The sequence below is a fragment of the Xanthomonas sacchari genome (assembly GCF_024266585.1).
Taxonomy (GTDB): domain Bacteria; phylum Pseudomonadota; class Gammaproteobacteria; order Xanthomonadales; family Xanthomonadaceae; genus Xanthomonas_A; species Xanthomonas_A sacchari_C.
In genome coordinates this window covers 2452420-2471212 of record NZ_CP100647.1, presented here as the reverse complement: position 1 = coordinate 2471212, position 18793 = coordinate 2452420, and the positions used below count along the sequence as shown (strand labels likewise).

Annotated in this window: 10 protein-coding genes; 1 reads left to right on the top strand and 9 read right to left on the bottom strand. The window is 70.6% G+C overall.

Going from position 1 to position 18793, the window contains the following annotated elements:
* Positions 1 to 278: 278 nt before the first annotated feature.
* From NKJ47_RS10115 to ligA, 7 genes are all read right to left on the bottom strand, one after another.
* Positions 279 to 2708, bottom strand: a complete 2430-nt coding sequence (locus tag NKJ47_RS10115; RefSeq protein ID WP_254457805.1) for a membrane-bound PQQ-dependent dehydrogenase, glucose/quinate/shikimate family — start codon at positions 2706 to 2708, stop codon at positions 279 to 281.
* A gap of 340 nt (positions 2709 to 3048) precedes the next feature.
* Positions 3049 to 5865 (bottom strand): DNA gyrase subunit A, encoded by a 2817-nt coding sequence (gyrA, locus tag NKJ47_RS10110; RefSeq protein ID WP_254457804.1) that lies wholly within the window; start codon positions 5863 to 5865, stop codon positions 3049 to 3051.
* Positions 5866 to 6073: 208 nt separating this feature from the next.
* A complete protein-coding gene (gene mtnA, locus NKJ47_RS10105) occupies positions 6074 to 7138 on the bottom strand; it encodes an S-methyl-5-thioribose-1-phosphate isomerase (protein WP_254457803.1) in 1065 nt (354 codons plus the stop codon).
* A 70-nt stretch (positions 7139 to 7208) separates the two neighbouring features.
* Positions 7209 to 7916: a DUF3011 domain-containing protein gene (locus NKJ47_RS10100; protein ID WP_254457802.1), complete on the bottom strand. Its 708-nt coding sequence runs from the start codon at positions 7914 to 7916 to the stop codon at positions 7209 to 7211.
* Between the two features lie 136 nt (positions 7917 to 8052).
* Positions 8053 to 9003: an EF-P lysine aminoacylase EpmA gene (epmA, locus tag NKJ47_RS10095; RefSeq protein WP_254457801.1), complete on the bottom strand. Its 951-nt coding sequence runs from the start codon at positions 9001 to 9003 to the stop codon at positions 8053 to 8055.
* Positions 9003 to 9488: a GNAT family N-acetyltransferase gene (locus NKJ47_RS10090; protein WP_254457800.1), complete on the bottom strand. Its 486-nt coding sequence runs from the start codon at positions 9486 to 9488 to the stop codon at positions 9003 to 9005. The genes epmA and NKJ47_RS10090 overlap by 1 nt, the downstream gene beginning before the upstream one ends.
* On the bottom strand, positions 9485 to 12001 hold the full coding sequence (ligA, locus tag NKJ47_RS10085) for an NAD-dependent DNA ligase LigA (protein WP_254457799.1): 2517 nt from the start codon (positions 11999 to 12001) through the stop codon (positions 9485 to 9487). The genes NKJ47_RS10090 and ligA overlap by 4 nt, the downstream gene beginning before the upstream one ends.
* An 810-nt stretch (positions 12002 to 12811) precedes the next feature.
* Between ligA and NKJ47_RS10080 the strand changes: the two genes are divergently transcribed.
* Complete coding sequence (locus tag NKJ47_RS10080) at positions 12812 to 13942, top strand: pyridoxal phosphate-dependent aminotransferase (RefSeq protein ID WP_254457798.1); 1131 nt, start codon at positions 12812 to 12814, stop codon at positions 13940 to 13942.
* Between the two features lie 382 nt (positions 13943 to 14324).
* Here the strand turns inward: NKJ47_RS10080 and zipA are convergent, their stop codons facing one another.
* Positions 14325 to 15056 carry a cell division protein ZipA gene (gene zipA / locus NKJ47_RS10075; protein ID WP_254457797.1) on the bottom strand — a complete coding sequence of 244 codons (732 nt, stop codon included), beginning with the start codon at positions 15054 to 15056 and terminating at the stop codon, positions 14325 to 14327.
* A gap of 114 nt (positions 15057 to 15170) precedes the next feature.
* Positions 15171 to 18674, bottom strand: a complete 3504-nt coding sequence (smc, locus tag NKJ47_RS10070) for a chromosome segregation protein SMC (protein WP_254457796.1) — start codon at positions 18672 to 18674, stop codon at positions 15171 to 15173.
* Between the last annotated feature and the right edge of the window lie 119 nt (positions 18675 to 18793).

Genomic DNA, 18793 nt, shown 5'->3' with positions numbered 1-18793 from the left:
GCGTCAATTGCCATGCCTGCCTCCGCGGTAGCGGTGCGCCGCCGGCACTAGCGTGTCTCGCAGGAGCGGCTTCAGCCGCGACAGGCGTTCCCGGGAAAACCTGTCGCGGCTGAAGCCGCTCCTACCTGCAAGGCGCGAATCGCCCATGCCTCGCGCGGACGCATCGCGACGCAACGCTGCTCGCTGGGAGGGAGGCAGAGCGCCCGAAGACGCCCTTCCAGCGTCCATTCGTCCCGCCGCCGCGAAGCCGCATCGCGACCTCGCAGCGACGGTCCGCCTCACTTTGCCGGCGGCAGCGCGTAGGCGATCACATAGTCGCCGCGCTTGGTCTCCATGAAGTGATGGCCGGCGGCGACGATGACCAGGTACTCACGACCGTCGACCGCATACACCATCGGCGTGGCCTGGCCGCCGGCGGGCAGCTTGGCCTGCCACAGGGTCTTGCCGCTGGCCAGGTCGATCGCGCGGATCATGTCGTCGGTCGCCGCGGCGATGAAGATCAGGCCGCTGGCGCTGACCACGGCGCCGCCGTTGTTGGGCGTGCCGATCTCGATCGGCAATCCGGAGTGGATGCCGAACGGGCCGTTGCCGCGCGCGCTGCCGAACGGACGGTCCCAGAGCGTCTTGCCGCTGGCCAGGTCGATCGCGCGAATGCCGCCGTAGGGCGGCTGCTTGCACAGCAGCCCTGTGAACGGCAGGCGCCAGCCGGCGTTGACGTTGATCGCGTACGGCGCGCCCGCCTGCGGATCGCCCGCGCCCTCGGCACCGCCGCTGTCGCCGCGCACCTGATCGCGCGGCGCCCAGCCCATCTTGTCGGCCTTGGCCCGCGGCACCAGCAGGTTGTAGTTGGGCATGTCGTTGTAATTGGCGACGACCACCCCGCGCTGCGGGTCCACCGCCACACTGCCCCAGTCCGAGCCGCCGTTGTAGCCGGGATACTCGATCGAATGGCGATCGGCTTCGGGCGGCGTGTAGATGCCCTTGTAGCTGGCGCTGCGGAACTGGATGCGGCACACCAACTGGTCGATCGGGGTCATGCCCCACATGTCGCGCTCGGTTAGGTCGCGCTTGCGCAGCGAGTGGTACAGCGAGAACGGCTGGGTCTTGGCGCGGCGCTGCGGCTCTACGCCACCGCCCGGCACCGCGCGTTCCTCGACCCCGACCAGCGGTTTGCCGGTGCGCCGGTCGAGCACGTACAGCTCGCCCTGCTTGCTCGGCAGCAGCACCGCCGGCACGGTCGTGCCGTCGTGCGGGAACTCCAGCAGGGTCGGTTGCGAACCCAGGTCGTAGTCCCACACGTCGATGTGGGTGGTCTGGAAGTTCCACACCGGCTTGCCGGTGGTGACGTCCAGCGCGACCAGCGAGGTCGCATAGCGATCTTCCTGCGGGGTGCGCGAACTGCTCCAGTAGTCGGCCGAGGAATTGCCCATCGGCAGGTACACGTAGCCGAGCTGTTCGTCGCCGGCCGCGCTGGTCCACATGTTGGGCGTGCCGCGGGTCCAGGTCTGCCCCGGCGGCGGCGCGCCGGTCCAGTCCGGATGGGTCATGTCCCACGCCCAGCGCAGCGCGCCGGTCACCGCGTCGAAGCCCTGGATGACGCCGGACGGCTCGTAGCGCTTCTGTCCGTCCAGCACCTGGTGGCCGGTGACGACCACCCCACGCACGATGGTCGGCGGCGAATTGATCGAGACATAACCAGGCGGCGTCTCGCCCATGCCGACGGTGATGTCGACCTGGCCGTGCCGGCCGAAGTCCTCGCAGGGCTTGCCGTCGGCGGCATCGACCGCGATCAGGCGTCCGTCCAGAGTGCCTTCGATGATGCGCTGACGGCACGCGGTCGACGCCGTCGCCTGCGCATCGGGCACCGCGTAGTAGCTCACCCCGCGGCAGGCGGCGGTGTACGGGATCGCCTTGTCCGCCACCTTGGGGTCGTAGCGCCAGCGTTCGCGGCCGCTGCGCGCATCCAGCGCGATCAGCTGGTTGCGTGCGCTGCACAGGTACAGGCTGTCGCCGATCTTCAGCGGCGTGGTCTCCGCACCCCAGCGCTTGTCCGGCAGGTCGCCGGTGCGGAAGGTCCACGCGGTGCGCAGCTGCGCCACGTTGCCCGGCGCGATCTGCCGCAGCGGCGTGTAGCGGCTGCCGGCGTTGTCGCGGCCATAGGCGGCCCAGTCGGCAGCGGCGGGCGCGTCGGCCGGCTGCGCGCCGGTGCGCGGGGTTGCCAACGCTGCGGCCATGCCGGCCGCATGCGTCAGCGCACCATCGGCCTCGGTCACCCCGTACGGCAGGAACGCCAGCGCGAACGCGCCGACGAACACCAGCGCCAGCACGGCGGCGAGCGTGCGCGACAGCCTGCGCGAGAACGGCCGGTCCAGCCGCGGCAGCAGCAACGCCAGCAGCAGCGCCAGGAACACCATCAAGCCCATGCGCGGCACCCAGCGCCAATAGTCGGTACCCGACTCCCACGCCGCCCACAGCAGCGACAGCAGGAAGGTCGCGGCAAACCACAGCGCGCCGCTGCGCCGCGCGCGCCACAGTTGCACACCGGCGATCGCCAGGCCGGGGCCGGCGACCAGGTAGTACCAGGAGCCGCCCAGTGCCAGCAGCCAGGCGCCACCGATCGCCAGCACCGCGCCGATCAGCGCGCAGACGCCGCCGAGCAGGCGCAGCGGCCAGCCGCCGCGACGCTGCGTTTGTTCGAATGCATTCATTGCCACTCCTTGCAGGACACGGCCACGCGGAACATCCGCGTGACAGCGGCGCACGCGCGCCGCGCATCCTTATCCCAAGCAGCAAGTGAACGTGATGCGTTTCTCGGTGACACACACTGACACGCAATCTTGCGGTCCTCGTGACCCAGTGCCGACCTGAGCGTCACGCGCCGTGTGCATCGGTCCCAGCAGTAGCGATCCGGCATCCCCGTCCGGATGCATCGCGCTGTTTGGCACGCACGCGTGCGCCGCATGCCGAGACGCCGCCGCGTCATTTGCCCCATTCCCGAAAACGACGACGCCGGCACGCGGCCGGCGTCGTCGTTCGCTCAGGCGCGGATCACTCCTGCGGCGGTGCCGCCTCGCCAGCGCCTTCGGCAATACCGTCCTCGCCCGGCAGCACGTCTTCCTCGACCAGCGAGCCGTCCAGGCGTTCCACCGCCTGCAGCTTCTCGCCCTTGGACAGGCGGATCAGGGTGACGCCCTGGGTGTTGCGGCCGACGCGGGAGATTTCCGAGGCGCGGGTGCGCACCAGGGTGCCGCCATCGGAGATCAGCAGCACTTCGTCGCGGGTGCTCAGCAGCACCGCACCGACCAGCTTGCCGTTGCGCTCGCTGGTCTGGATGCCGATCACGCCCTGGGTGCCGCGGCCCTTGCGCGGATACTCGCCCAGCGGGGTGCGCTTGCCGTAGCCGTTCTCGGTCGCGGTGAGGATGTAGGCATCGGCCTCCTCGCCGTTGCGCGCCTCGGCATCGGTCTCGGCATCCGCCGCGGCGTCGACGTCGTCGGCGTCCTCGTCCTGGCCCACGGCCGGCTCGGCCACGATCAGGCTGACCACATACTCGCTCTTGGCCAGGCGGATGCCGCGCACGCCGCGGCTGCTGCGCCCGGTCGGCTTGACCCCGCCGCGGCTCTTGCGCCGCGCGCCACGGGCCTCGTCGCCCTCCTCGCCGGCGGCCTCGTCGTCGGCCACCGCGCCGTCGTCGGCAGCGGCCTCGTCGAGCACCGCATCGTCGGCCTCGTCGTCCTTGGGCCGCTCGGAGAAGCGCACGGTCTTGCCGTTGGAGGCGAACAGCAACACGTCGCGCTCGCCGTCGGTGAGCGCCACGCCGATCAGCGCGTCGCCCTCGTCCAGGTTGATCGCGATCTTGCCGATCTTGCGCTGGAACGCGAACTCGCTCAGCGGGGTCTTCTTGACCATGCCGTTGCGGGTGGCGAAGAACACGTAGCGCCCCTCGGCGTACTCGCGCACCGGCAGCACCGCCTGCACGCGCTCGCCGTTCTCCAGCGGAATCCAGTTGACGATCGGGCGGCCGCGTGCGTTCGGCCCGGCCTCCGGCAACTGGTACACCGGCAGCCAGAACACCTTGCCGCTGCTGGTGAAGGTCAGCAGCGTGTCGTGGGTGTTGACCAACCACAGCTGGTCGATGAAATCCTCTTCCTTGGTCGCCGCCGCGCTGCGGCCGCGGCCACCGCGGCGCTGCGCGCGGTAGGCACTGACCGGCTGGCGCTTGGCGTAGCCGGCATGCGACAGGGTCACCACCACGTCTTCCGGCGCGATCAGGTCGAGGATGTCCAGGTCCTCTTCGCTGTGGCGGATCTCGGTACGGCGCGCATCGCCGTATTCCTCGCGGATATTGACCAGCTCCTCGCGGATCACCTGCAGCAGCACGTCCGGGTTTTCCAGGATGCGGATCAGCCCGGCGATCGCGTCCAGCAGCTGCTTGTATTCCTCGGTCAGGCGCTCCTGCTCCAGGCCGGTCAGGCGGTGCAGGCGCATTTCCAGGATCTGCGTGGCCTGCACTTCGGTCAGCTGGTAGCCGCCGCCGACCAGGCCGACGCCGCTGGGCAGGTCTTCCGGGCGCGACGCCTCGGCGCCGGCCGCGTTGAGCAGCGCGCCGACCAGGCCCGGTTGCCAGGTCTTGGCCAGCATGCGCTCGCGCGCCTCGTTCGGGTTCGCCGAGGTCTTGATCAGCTCGATCATCTCGTCGATGTTGGCGAGCGCGACGGTCAGGCCTTCGAGGATGTGCGCGCGGGCACGCGCCTTGCGCAGTTCGAAGATGGTGCGGCGGGTGACCACTTCGCGGCGGTGGCGGACGAACGCCTCCAGCATCTGCTTGAGGTTCAGCAACTGCGGGCGGCCGTCAACCAGCGCCACCATGTTGATGCCGAACACCGACTCCATCTGGGTCTGCTGGTACAGGTTGTTCAGCACCACGTCGGCGGCTTCGCCGCGCTTGACCTCGATGTAGATGCGCATGCCGTCCTTGTCGGACTCGTCGCGCAACTCGCTGATGCCCTCGAGTTTCTTTTCCTTGACCAGCTCGGCGATCTTCTCGATCAGCCGCGCCTTGTTGACCTGGTACGGGATCTCGGTGACCACGATCGCTTCGCGGCCGTTGTCCTGGATCTCGATCTCGGCCTTGGCGCGCATGCGCACGCGGCCGCGGCCGGTGCGGTAGCCGGCGACGATGCCGGTGGTGCCGTTGATGATGCCGGCGGTCGGGAAATCCGGGCCGGGGATGTGCTCCATCAGCCCGTCGACGTCGATCTGCGGGTTGTCGATCAGCGCCAGGCAGGCGTTGATCGACTCGGTCAGGTTGTGCGGCGGGATGTTGGTGGCCATGCCCACCGCGATGCCGGCCGAGCCGTTGACCAGCAGGCTCGGGAAGCGCGTCGGCATCACCGACGGTTCCTGTTCCTTCTCGTCGTAGTTGGGCTGGAAATCGACGGTTTCCTTGTCGATGTCGGCCATCATCTCGTGCGCGAGCCGCGACATGCGCGCTTCGGTGTAACGCATCGCCGCCGCGGAATCGCCGTCGACCGAACCGAAGTTACCCTGCCCGTCCACCATCATGTAACGCAGCGAGAACGGCTGCGCCATGCGCACCAGGGTGTCGTACACCGACTGGTCGCCATGCGGGTGGTACTTACCGATGACGTCGCCGACGATACGCGCCGACTTGTAGTAGGGCTTATTGCTGTGCGCGCCCAGTTCGTTCATCGCGAACAACACGCGGCGATGCACCGGCTTGAGGCCGTCGCGCGCATCCGGGAGGGCACGCCCCACGATCACGCTCATGGCGTAATCGAGGTAGCTCTTGCGCATCTCGTCTTCCAGGTTGACCTGGATGATTTCCTTGGCGGATTCTGCCATTCGGGTTCCGTAAGTCTGGTGGCGGATCGACCACGACGCCGGCCCGCGATGGGCGGACCCGCCGCGGCTGGACGCCTACGGCGCACGGCGGTCGATCGAACCGCCGGATTCTATCATGACGGGCGCCCGATTGCCCGGTTTTGCCGGCGCGAACAAGCACTTGCGCGCCATCGGCGGCGCCCGGCGGGCGCCGTCGCGTTACCCCGGCTCAGCCGCCGAAGGCGGCGCGCATGCGCGCCGGGTCCGGGCGCTCGATGACCCCGCGCTCGGTAACGATGGCGTCGATCAGGTCGGCCGGGGTCACGTCGAACACCGGGTTCCAGGCGGCGATGCCGTCGGCCACGGTGCGCGCGCCGCCGACGCCGAACAGTTCGCCCGGATCGCGCTGCTCGATCTCGATCTGCGCGCCGTCGGCGGTGTCCATGTCCACGGTGGACGACGGCGCCACCACCATGAACCGGACGCCATGGTGGCGCGCGGCGATCGCCAGCTGGTAGGTGCCGATCTTGTTGGCGGTGTCGCCATTGGCGCAGATGCGGTCGGCGCCGACGATCACCCACTGCACCGCCCCGGTCTTCATCAGGTGCGAGGCCGCCGAATCGGCGATCAGAGTGGCGTCGATGCCGTCCTGCTGCAGCTCCCACACGGTCAGCCGCGCGCCCTGCAGCCAGGGCCGGGTCTCGCCGGCGAACACCTTGGCGATGCGCTGCTGGGCGACGCCGGCACGGATCACGCCCAGCGCGGTGCCGAAGCCGGCGGTGGCCAGCGAGCCGGTGTTGCAATGGGTCAGCACGCCGCTGCCCGGCGCGATCAGGCCGGCGCCGAGCGCGCCCATGTGCCGGTTGGCGGCCAGATCCTCTTCGGCGATCGCCTGCGCCTCGCGCTCCAGCACCGAGCGCCAGTCGCTGCCGGCCGTGCCCAGTGCGCTGCGCATGCGCGCCAGCGCCCAGGCCAGGTTGACCGCGGTCGGGCGCGCGGCGTTGAGCCGCTGCAAGGCCGGCTCCAGCTTGAGCAGCGCCTCGGCGCCGTGCTCGGCCTGCACCTCGCGCGCGGCCAGCACGGTGCCCCAGCCGGCGGCGATGCCGATCGCCGGCGCGCCACGCACGGCCAGGGCGTGGATCGCCGCGGCGACCTGGTCGCTGTCGGTGCAGCGCACGTGCTCCACCGCGAACGGCAGCTTGCGCTGGTCGAGCAGTTCCAGCGCATCGCCGGTCCACAGGATCGGGCGGATATGGTCGTAGCGGGCGTAATCGATATCGAGGGCGGCGTTCATCGGCCCATTGTAAACGCCGCCGATTGCCGATTGCGGACGGGGTGCGGCGTTGCAGCGCCGCGCCGCGCGCTCAGTTGACGCCGAACTCGGCGCGGCAGCCCTTGTCGACCCAGATGCCGTCGCGGTCCCAGCCCCAGCTGTCGTCCTGCACGCAGGGCGCGCCCGACAACTGCCGGCGCAGTTCCACACGCTCCTGGACACTGACGCCGCAGCGGCGCCGCGCCTTGCCCTTGGATTCGCACAGCACCGGACGGGTTCCGGCGGGAAACCCGGACCCGTCGGCGGCGCCGATCTCGAATTCGCCGCGGCAGCCGCGCGCGACCCAGATCTCGTTGCGGCGCACGCCCCAGCTGCGCTCCTCGCGGCACGGCACCGACGACAGCTGGCGCATCAGCCGCACCGGCGCCCCGCGCAGCATCACCGGGCAGCTCTCGAGGCGGCCATCGGACTCGCAGCGCAGCACGCGGCGCATCGCGCTGCGCGGCGTCTCCCCCGGATTGGGGCGGAATTCGGCGCGACAGCCCAGGGTCACCCACACGCCGGTGGCGTCCGAGCCCCACTCGCTGCCGCGGATGCAGTCGTTGTCGGACAGTTGCCGCACCAGTTGCACGCCCTGCGCGGTCGGCATCGGGCAATGCACCCAGGTCATGTCGCGCGACTCGCAGCGCACCACCGCGTTGTCGTACGCATCGGCGTCCTGCGCTGGCGACGGCGTCGGCCACAGGCTTGCCGCCAATCCCAGCCAACACCAGCCACCGAGCCCGTACGCCCACTTCATGCTTGGCTCTGCCCCTATGCCTAGAACCTGAACAACGAAGACCTGCCGGCCCGCGGTGTGCGCATGCCGAGTCCGATCAAACCATCATCGATGTGGACAACGCAACAACGCGCCGCGGCGCTTCCTGACCAGCGGTTCAGGCATGCGCGAAATCGTAGGCGAGCACGTCGCCGATCTGCGTGGTGCCGCGCATCGCCATCAACAGCCGGTCCACGCCGACCGCCACGCCGGCGCAATCGGGTAGCGCCGGCAACGCCTGCAGCAGGCGTTCGTCCAACGGCGGCAGCACCGCGCCGCGCGCCTGGCGCAGCGCATGGTCGCGCAGGAAGCGCCGGCGCTGCTCGGCGGCATCGTTGAGCTCGTGGTAGCCGTTGGCCAGTTCGTAGCCGCCCAGGTACAGCTCGAAGCGCTCGGCCACCGGCGGGTCGCCGTCGCGGATCCGCGCCAGCGCGCACTGGCTGGCCGGCCAGTCGTGGACCACGGTGAGGCGGTCGGCCGGGAACGCCGGCTGCAGGCGGTGGGTCATCAGCAGGTCCAGCCAGTCGTCGCGGCCGAGGCCGTCGGCGTCGATGCGGATATCGCGCAACGGCTGCTGCAGCGCGTCCAGCGGCGCGACGAACGGATCCAGCTCCAGCCCCTGCAGGAACAGCTCGCGGTAGCTGAGCACCTGCAACGTGGCGCTGCGTCCGACCAGGGCCAGCGCGGTGCGCACCAGCTCCACCGTCTCCTCGATCAGCTGCCGATGGTCCCAGCCGACGCGGTACCACTCGAGCATGGTGAACTCGGGATTGTGGCGGCCGCCGGCCTCGCCGTTGCGGAACACCCGCCCCAATTCGTAGCAGTCGCCGATGCCGGCGGCGAGCAGCCGCTTCAGCGGATACTCCGGCGAGGTGCGCAGCCAGCGCAGCGCCGGGCCGGCATCGACATGACCGCTGAAACGGGTCTGGAAGCTGTCGATGTTCGGCTCGGTGTTGCCGGCCGCCGACAGCATCGGCGTCTCCACTTCCAGCACGCCGCGCGCGGCGAAGAAGGCGCGGATGGCGGCATTGAGCCGCGCGCGCAGTTGCAGGGCGGACAGCAGGTCCATCACGGCGCCGTCTCGAGCCGGCGGCTCAGTTGGTCGCGCGCGTCGTCGCGGTAGCCCAGCCCCAGGTACAGGCGCTTGGCGGCGGCGTTGTGGTGGTTGACCTCCATCCGCAGCACGTCCGCGCCCAGCGCGCGGGCGCGCGCCTCGACCAGCGCCACCGCCTGCCGGCCCCAGCCACGGCCGCGCGCGGCCGGGCCCAGGTACAGCTCGTCGAGCAGCAGATAGCGCCCGCCGAGTTCGACGCTGAAGCAGGCGGTGATCAGCGCGTAGCCGACCACCGCGCCATCCGGCGCCAGCCACAGCAGCGCCTCGCCCAGCGCCGGCTGGGTCAGCAGCGCCTGCAGGCCGCGCCCCACCCGCGCTGCATCGAAGGCGATCCCGTCCTCTGCATAGAAGGCCTGCAGCATCGCCAGCAAGGCCGGCTGGTCGGACACGCCGGCGGTGCGCCAGCGCAGTGCCTCGGGCGTCGCGGCAAGCGCGCTCATCCGGCCTGCTCCTGCGCCTGCAGGAACGCCAGCAACTGCGCTTCGTCCCACACCGCCACGCCCAGTTCCTGCGCCTTGTCGAGCTTGGAGCCGGCGGCCTCGCCGGCGACCACGAACGCAGTCTTCTTCGACACGCTGCCGGCGACCTTGGCGCCCAGCGCCTCCAGTCGCGCCTTGGCCTCGTCGCGGGTCAGCGCCGACAGCGTGCCGGTCAGCACCACGGTCTGCCCGTCGAGCGGACCGGCGTGGCGCCGGGTCTGCGCCGGTGCGGCATCGAGCAGGCGCCGCATCGCCGCCTCGGCGTCGAGCAAGGCCTGCTTCTGCGCCGGATCGGCCAGGTACGCCGCCAGGTTGGCGGCACCGGCGGTGGACAGGCCCGCCCCGGTCCAGCCGCTTTCGTTGGCGCGCAGCAGCGCGTCCAGCGTGCCGTAGGTGGCCGCCAGGCGCTGCGCGCTCTTGCCGCCGAGCTTGTCCACCGGCAGCGTGCCGAGCAGATGCGCCAGGTCCAGCCGCTCGCGCAATTCCGCCGGCGGCGCGCCCTCGTCGGCGAAGCGGATGCCGGCGGCGATCAGCGCATCGACCACCGCGGCGTTGCCGGGCTGCTCGAAGAACGTGGCGATCGAACGCGCCACCTCGCCGCCGATGTCCGGCAGCGCCTGCAGCAGCACCGCCGGGGTGCTGCGCACGAACGCCAGCGAGCCCAGCCAGTAGGCCAGCGCCTTGGCCGTGGTTTCGCCCAGGTGCGGGATGCCCAGCGCGAACAGGAAGCGCGGCAGGGTCGTGGCGCGGCTGGCGTCGATGCCGGCGACCAGGTTCTCGGCCCACTTGCTCGCCAGCTTGCCGCCCAGGTCCACCGCCAGGTGCGCGCGCAGGAACTCGGCGCGCCGCCACGGCGCGGCGTCGTCCTCCAGCGCGGCGCGGCCGGCCGCGTCCAGCACCAGCGCGCCCTTGCTGTCCTCCAGCGCCTGCAGCAGGTCGGCGGCGGTGGCCGCGTCCAGCGCGGTCTTCATCCGCACCAGGTCTTCCACGCTCAACGCGTACAGGTCGGCCAGCGACTGCACGAAGCCGAATTCGACCAGGGCGTCGGCCTGGCGTTCGCCCAGGCCTTCGATGTCCAGCGCGCGGCGCGAGGCGAAGTGGCGCAAGGCCTCCTTGCGCTGCGCGGCGCAGGCCAGGCCGCCGCTGCAGCGCCAGGCCACCGCGTCCTCTTCCTTGACCAGTTCCGAGCCACATACCGGACAGGCCGCCGGCATCGTCCACGGCACGGTGCCGGGGGGGCGCCGTTCCTCGATCACCCGCACCACTTCCGGGATCACGTCGCCGGCGCGGCGCACGATCACCGTATCGCCCTCGCGCGCATCCAGCCGCGCGATCTGGTCGGCGTTGTGCAAGGTGGCGTTGGTGACGGTAACGCCGGCGACCTGCACCGGCTCCAGCCGCGCCACCGGGGTGACCGCGCCGGTGCGACCGATCTGCACCTCGATCGCGCGCAGCACGGTGGACTGTTCCTGCGCCGGGAACTTGTGCGCCAGCGCCCAGCGCGGCGCGCGCGAGACGAAGCCCATCGCCTGTTGCTGGTCGTAGTCGTCGAGCTTGTAGACCACGCCGTCGATGTCGTACGGCAGGCGGTCGCGCGCGGCGCCGATGCGGCGGAAATAGGCGATCAGGCCGTCGAAGCCGGTGGCGGTGTCGGCCTCGGGCGCGACCGGGAAGCCGTAGTCGCGCAGCAGTTGCAGCGTCTGCGAGTGGGTTTCGGGCAGTTCCAGGCCGCGCACCTCGCCCACCGAGTAGGCGAAGAACGCCAGCGGCCGGCGCCGCGTCACCGCCGGATCGAGCTGGCGCAGCGAGCCGGCGGCGCCGTTGCGCGGGTTGGCCAGCAGCTTCTCGTTGCGCTCCAGCGCCTGCGCATTCCAGGCGGCGAAGGCGGCGCGCGGCATGTAGATCTCGCCACGCACCTCCAGCACCGCCGGCGGCGCCGCGCCGAGATCGCGCAGCTTCAGCGGCACCGAGCGCACCTGGCGCAGATTGGCGGTGACGTCCTCGCCGGTGCTGCCGTCGCCGCGGGTGGCGCCCTGCACGAACACGCCGTCCTCGTAGCGCAGGCTGATCGCCAAGCCGTCCAGCTTCGGCTCGACCGAGAACACCGGCGCGGCCAGGTCGAGTTCGCGCTCGATGCGGCGCTCGAAATCGGCGACCTCGGCAAAGCGCGTGCGGTCGTCGGCCTCCTCGGCCACGCCCGGCGTTTCGAAGGCATTGGCCAGCGACAGCATCGGGATCGCGTGGCGCACTTCCGGGAAGCCACCATCCGGCCGCGCGCCGACCCGGCGCGTCGGCGAGTCCGCACTGGCCAGTTCAGGATGCGTGGCTTCCAGCGCCTCCAGCTCGCGCATCAGCGCGTCGTACTCGGCATCGGGGATCGACGCATCGTCGAGCACGTAATAGCGGTGGTTGGCGTCGTCGATGCGCTGGCGCAGGTCGGCGGCGCGCTGCTGGGGATCGGGAGTTGCGGTCATGCGCAGCGGAAAAGCGGGTAACGGAGAGGGGGGCGATAGTAGCTGGAAGGCAGGGATTGGGGAGTCGGGATGGGGGATTGGCTTAACGGCCGGGATTGGGGATTGGGGATTGGGGATTCGCAAGAGCCGAAGCTCGGACTTCTGGCGTCGGCGGCGGTCGTACCCTCATCCGTCCCTTCGGGGCACCTTCTCCCGAGGGGAGAAGGGAAAGGCCGAAGCCCCTCTCCCACCGGGAGAGGGGTTGGGGTGAGGGTACGGGGCGTGCAGCGCTCGCACCGATCTGGCGATGCGAGGCTTCGCCCGGACCCTCATCCGTCCCTTCGGGGCACATTCTCCCGAGGGGAGAAGGGAAAGGCCAAAGCCCCTCTCCTATCGGGAGAGGGGTTGGGGTGAGGGTGCGGGGCGTGCAGCGCTCACACCGATCTGGCGATACGAGGCTTCGCCCGCACCCTCATCCGCCCCTGCGGGGCACCTTCTCCCGAGGGGAGAAGGGAAAGGCCGAAGCCCCTCTCCCACCGGGAGAGGGGCTGGGGTGAGGGTACGGGACGCGCAGCGCTCACACCGATCTGGCGATAAGAGGCTTCGCCCGCACCCTCATCCGCCCCTGCGGGGGCACTTTCTCTCGGTGGGAGAAGGGAGTGCGCTGCGCCATCGGTGTCAGTGCACGCTTTTGCCATCCCCAATCCCCAATCCCCAATCCCCAATCCCAGCCCTCAAGCCATCCCAAATCCCCACTGCTCGCCCCTCGCTCCCTTGCCCCGCCATTAACACCCCGTTAACGTTACCTCCCCGCCCGCTCTGGAGAGCCCCGTGTCGCTACCGGTCTCACGCCGTTCCTTCCTCTCCCTGGCCACCTCCGGCCTGGCGCTCGGCGCCGTCGGCCTGGCGCCCGTCGCGGAGGCGGCGCGGCGTAAGGCGGCCGCCGCCACGGCCGCCACGCCCGGCGTGGCGCCGGCGGCCGGCACGGTGTACCTGAACTTCAACGAATGCCCGCTGGGTCCCTCGCCCGCGGCGCTGGCGGCGGCACAAGCGATCCTGCCGCGCAGCGGCCGCTATCTGTTCGAACTGTCGGACGCATTGATCGCCGCCTTCGTCGGCCAGCAGCACCTGCCGGCCGACCACGTGGCCGTCTATCCCGGCTCCAGCGAGCCGCTGGCCCGCGCGGCGCGCGCCTTCACCACGCCGCGCGCCGGCGTGGTGGTGGCCGATCCGACCTTCGAGGCGGTGGCCGATGTCGCCGCCGCCCATGGCGCGCCGGTGCGGCGGGTGCCGCTGCGCGCCGACGGCGCCCACGACGTCAAGGCCATGGCCAGCGCCGACCCGAACGCCGGCCTGATCTACCTGTGCAATCCGAACAATCCCACCGGCTCGGTGACCAAGCGCGCCGACATCGAATGGCTGCTGGCCAACAAGCCCGCCTCCAGCGTGCTGCTGGTCGACGAGGCCTACCTGCACTACAGCGAGGAGCCGTCGGTGATCGACCTGATCGGCCAGCGCCAGGACCTGCTGGTGCTGCGCACCTTCTCCAAGCTGTACGGCATGGCCGGCCTGCGCCTGGGCCTGGCGGTGGCCGCGCCGGGGCTGCAGACCAAGCTCGCCGCGTTCGGCCAGAATCCGGTGTCGGTGCCCGCCCTCGCCGCCGGCATCGCCAGCCTGCAGGACCCGCAACTGGTGCCGACCCGCCGCGCCGAGAACGCGCGCATCCGCAACGACACCATCGCCTGGCTGCAGAGCAAAGGCTACAAGTGCCTGCCGTCGCAGGCCAACTGCTTCATGGTCGACGTCAAGCGCGACGGCGCCGCCTTCGCCGCGGCGATGGCCGAGCAAGGCGTCATCGTCGGCCGCAGCTGGCCGATCTGGCCGAAGCTGGTCCGCGTCACCGTCGGCAGCGAAGCGGAGATGCTGCGGTTTCGGGATGCGTTTGCTAAGGCGCGCAAGTAGCTTGGGGCCGGGAATTGGGAATGGAGAATCGGGAATCGTCGAAGCCGGTTGCCGTGCAGCTGAGGCGTGGCTGGGCTTGCCCTGGCCTTGTTGTTCCCGCCTCACGATTCGCCAGTGCTGGCGCCAGCGCGCCAGGAGTGGGAAGTCGGGATTCGGGGTTGGCTTAACGGCCGGGATTCGGGATTCGAGATTCGCCAGAGCAAAAACCAGGGGTTCTGGCATCGGCGGCAGTCGTACCCTCATCCGCCCCCTCTTCGGGGGCGCCTTCCCCCGAAGAGGGGGCCATGGTCCCGGCGGGAGAAGGGAAAAGCACGCGTGGCATCAGCGACAGGGAATCGCTTCTACAATTCCTCATTCCCGTTTCCCCATTCCCAGCCCCACGCTACCAGCGTGGGGCTTTCGTCAACGGCGGCGCCTGGTGCTGCCGGTCGTAGGCGCGCAGGTCGTCGCGGATGTGGGCGATGCGCTGGCGGCCCAGGGCGTTGCGGCTGTCGTCCAGGACCACGCCGTCGAGCAGTTCGCCCATGCGCTGCACGGTCGGCAGCATCTTTTCCCAGGCGTCGAGCGCGGTCAGCGGCGCCGGCAGGGTCAGGAAGAAGGCGATCGCCGGGGTCTCCATCTCGCGGATGTGCGCCATGTCGAAGCTGCCCGGCTTCATGATGCTGGCCATGCTGAAGATCGGGCCGCGCTCGGGATGCCCCTCCACCAGGCGGTGGAACACGTTCATGTGACCGAAGGTCAGGCCGGTCTTCTCCGCGGCCACCACGATGTCCTCGCCGCGCAGCACCTGCCCGGCGCGGGCGGCGACGTACAGCGAGACGATCTTGTCGAAATCCTGGCTCGGCCGCTTGCCGAGGTCGGCACCGGGCGCCTCCGCAGCGGGCAGGCCCAGCTCGGGCTGGTGCGCCTCGCCATCCGCGCCGGGCGCGGCCAGCGCGTCATCGCCAGCGGCCGCCTCGCCCAGCGAGGGTTCGCGGCGCGGCGCGGCCGGATCGGCCGGCTCCACGCGCCGGCCCTGGCTCGGTTTCTTGGGGCGGCCGAACAGGAAGATCGCCGCAATCAACAGCAAGCCGGCGGCGAGGATGCCGATGCGTAGCATTGCCATGTCGGACATTCAGGGGTTACTCCGGCAAGGGTACACAGGGGGAAAATAGCGGCCTGGTGCGCACGAGGTTCGCCAACACGGGAACATCGCCGCCACGCATAGCACGTCCTTTAGCATGTCACGTCAGGCCGCGCCCGCCAAACGCGCGGCCTCCTCCAGGTCCACGCTGACCAGGCGGCTGACGCCCGGTTCGCGCATGGTGACGCCGCTGAGCTGGTGCGCCGCCTCCATCGTCGCCTTGTTGTGGCTGACGAACAGGAACTGCACTTTCTCGCTCATTTCCTTGACCATCGCCGCCAGGCGGCCGACGTTGGCCTCGTCCAGCGGCGCGTCGACCTCGTCGAGCAGGCAGAACGGCGCCGGGTTGAGCTGGAAGATCGCAAACACCAGCGCCACCGCGGTCATCGCCTTCTCGCCACCGGACAGCAGCGAGATGCTGGACACGCGCTTGCCCGGGGGCCGCGCCATGATCGCCACGCCGGTGTCCAGCAGGTCCTCGCCGGTCAGCTCCAGGTAGGCATGGCCGCCGCCGAACAGGCGCGGATACAGCGCCTGCACGCCGGAGTTGACCCGGTCGAAGGTGTCCTTGAAGCGGCCGCGGGTCTCGCGGTCGATCTTGCGGATGGCGTCTTCCAGGGTCTCCAGCGCGGTGTTCAGGTCGACGTCCTGCGCCTCCAGGTATTCGGCGCGCTGCGCGGCCTCGCCGTACTCGCTGATCGCCGCCAGGTTGACCGGCTCCAGCCGGCGCATGCGCGCGTCGATCTGCTGCACCGCCTGCTCCCACTCGGCCGGGTCGGCGTGTTCGGGCAGGCCGTTGATGACGTCCTCGAGCACGAAGCCGGCCTTGACCACCGCCGCCGACAACTGCTCGGCGCTGAGCACCAGCGCCTGCTGGTCGAGCCGGCGCTGGGCGATGCGCTCGCGCTGCGCCAGCGCCTGTTCGTCGCGCTGCTGGCGGGTCTGCTCCAGCGCGCGCAGTTCGTTGTCGATGCCGTCCAGCAGCGCGCGCGCCTCGCCGAGCACGCGGTCGGTGCGAACGCGCTCGCTGAGCGCGGCCTGGTGCTCGGCCTCCAGCGCCAGCACCGGCGAATCGCCCTCGTTCAACTGCGCGCTGAGTTCGCCCAGGCGCGCGTCCAACTGGCCGCGCTGGTTGCCCATGCGCTCCAGCGCCTGGCTCAGCGAGGCGATCTGGGTGCGCTGCGATTCCAGGGTCAGGGCCAGCGCATGCGCGGCCTCGCGTACCCGCCGCGCGGCGTCGCGGGCCAGGTCGCGCGCCTCGGTGAGCTGGCGGCGCTCGCTTTCCAGCGCGTGCCGCACCGATTCCAGGTCGCCCATGCTGGTGACCGCGTCCTCCAGCTTGGAGCGCGCCTCGCGCGCCTGCTCGCGGCTGCTGTCGAGGGTTTCCAGCAACTGCGCGACCTCCAGCTCGATGCGCTCGATGCGGGTGCGCGCGGCGTCGACCTTGCCCTGCTGGCTCTGCAACTGCCCGGCCAGTTCGGAGGCGCTGCGGTGCGCCTGGTACAACTGGCGCTGCGCGTCCTCGCGCTGCTGCTCGCCGGCCAGCAATTGCGCACGCAGCTCACCCAGGCGGTGCTCGAGGTCGGCCTCGCGGTCCTGCAGCGTCTCGATCTGGCCGCGCAGGCTCTGGATCTCGCGCTCGCGCAGCAGCGCGCCCTGCTTGGCCGCGCCGGAGCGCGACACCCGCAGCCAGCCCTGGCCCAGGCGCGCACCGTCGCGGGTGACGATGGAATCGCCCTCGCCCAGCTGCGGCAGCAGGGCGCGCGCGGCGGCCAGGTCCTCGGCCGCATGCAGCCGCGCCAGCAGCCGGCGGATCGCGATCGGCCCCTGCACCTTGGCCGCGAGCGAGGTCGGCGCGAAGCTCTCGGCCGCCTCGGCGCCGCTGACCAGGGCGATGCGGCCTTCGCCGAGTTCGCCCAGGGCGTCGACCAGGGTTTCCGGCGCCTCCACCAGCACGCCTTCGATCAACTGCCCGAGCGCGCCTTCGACCGCGTTCTCCCAGCCGCTCTCCACGCTGAGCCGCTCGCCGACGCGCGCTGCCGAATCCAGCCCGTGCGCCTGCAGCCAGGCCACCGCCGCACCCTGCTCCTGGCCGAGCGCGGCCTGCTGCAGGGTTTCCAGCGACGACAGCCGGCCGCGCGCGGCCTGCGCCTGCTTGCGCACGTCGGCCAGTTCGGCCTGCGCGGTGCGCTGCTGGTCCTGCAACGCCGCCACCGCCTGCTTGCGCGCCTCGACCTGCTCGGTCAGGCCGTCCAGCGCGGCGCGCTGGGTCTCGTGCTGCAGTTCCAGTTGCGCGAAGGCCTCGGCCAGCGCGTCCAGGTCCAGCCCGGCGCGCTCGGCCAGCAGCGCCTCGCGGCGGCGCTCGGCCTCCAGCGACTGCCGGTCCAGGTAATCGACGCGGGTGCGCTCCACTTCGCCGGCGCGCGAGGCTTCGGCGGTGTTGCGCTGGTGCGATTCCCAGCGCTGCTGCCAGTCGGCCAGGCGCGCCTCGGCCTCGCGCAGCGCTTCCTGCTTGTATTCGTTGTCTTCCTGCAACTGCTCCAGCTGCGGGCCGGCCACGTCCACCGACTCGCGCAGCAGCGCCAGCTTGGCTTCGTCGGTGCCGATGTGCTGGCCGAGCTCGGCCAGCGCCAGTTGCGTCTCGTCGCGCGCCTTGTGCAGGCGCTGCGACAGGTCGCGCTGGTGCTGGATCTGCTGCTCGATCCGGGCCAGGGTGCTGCCGACCTTGTAGACCTCGGCCTGCGCGGTGCTCAGCGCTTCGGCGGCCTCCTCGCGGCGCACGCGGCCGGTCTCGATGCGCGCTTCGGCATCGCGCTGCTCGGCGATCAGCTGCTGCAGGCGGGTCTCTTCCTGGCCCAGGGCCTCGCGCAGGCCCTGCAGGCGCCCGTCCAGGCCGCGGTATTCCAGCGCCTTCCACTGCGCGTCCTTGATCCGCCGTTCTTCCTGCAGCGCCTGGTACTGCTCGGCCTGGCGCGCCTGGCGCTTGAGGTGCTCGAGCTGCTTGCCGATTTCCTCGCGCAGGTCGCCCAGGCGCTCCAGGTTCTCGCGGGTGTGGCGGATGCGGGTCTCGGTCTCCTTGCGCCGCTCCTTGTACTTGGAGATGCCGGCGGCCTCCTCCAGGTACACGCGCAGGTCCTCCGGGCGCGCCTCGATGATCTGGCTGATCATGCCCTGCTCGATGATCGAGTAGCTGCGCGGGCCCAGGCCGGTGCCCAGGAACAGGTCGGTGATGTCGCGGCGCCGGCACTTGGTGCCGTTGAGGTAGTAGCTGCTGCTGCCGTCGCGGCTGACCTGGCGCTTGACCGAGATCTCGTTGAAGGAGGCGTACTCGCCGGCGATGGTGTGGTCGGTGTTGTCGAAGATCAGCTCCACCGTGGCCTGCGACACCGGCTTGCGCGCCGAGGAACCGGAGAAGATCACGTCGGTCAGCGAATCGCCGCGCAGGCGGCTGGCCGAACTTTCGCCCATCACCCAGCGCACCGCGTCGATGATGTTCGACTTGCCGCAGCCGTTCGGACCAACGATGCCGGTCATGTTGGTCGGCAGGTGCAGCGTGGTCGGATCGACGAAGGACTTGAAGCCGGACAGCTTGATGGTCGACAGGCGCATGGTGCGGGCAATCCATGGCAGACGCCGCCGGCATTCCGAGCTGCGCTGCCGCTAGTGAAGATCCAGGTGAGGTCCTGCTTCCAACCCATTGATGCGGCTACATCGCTGGGCCGAAATCG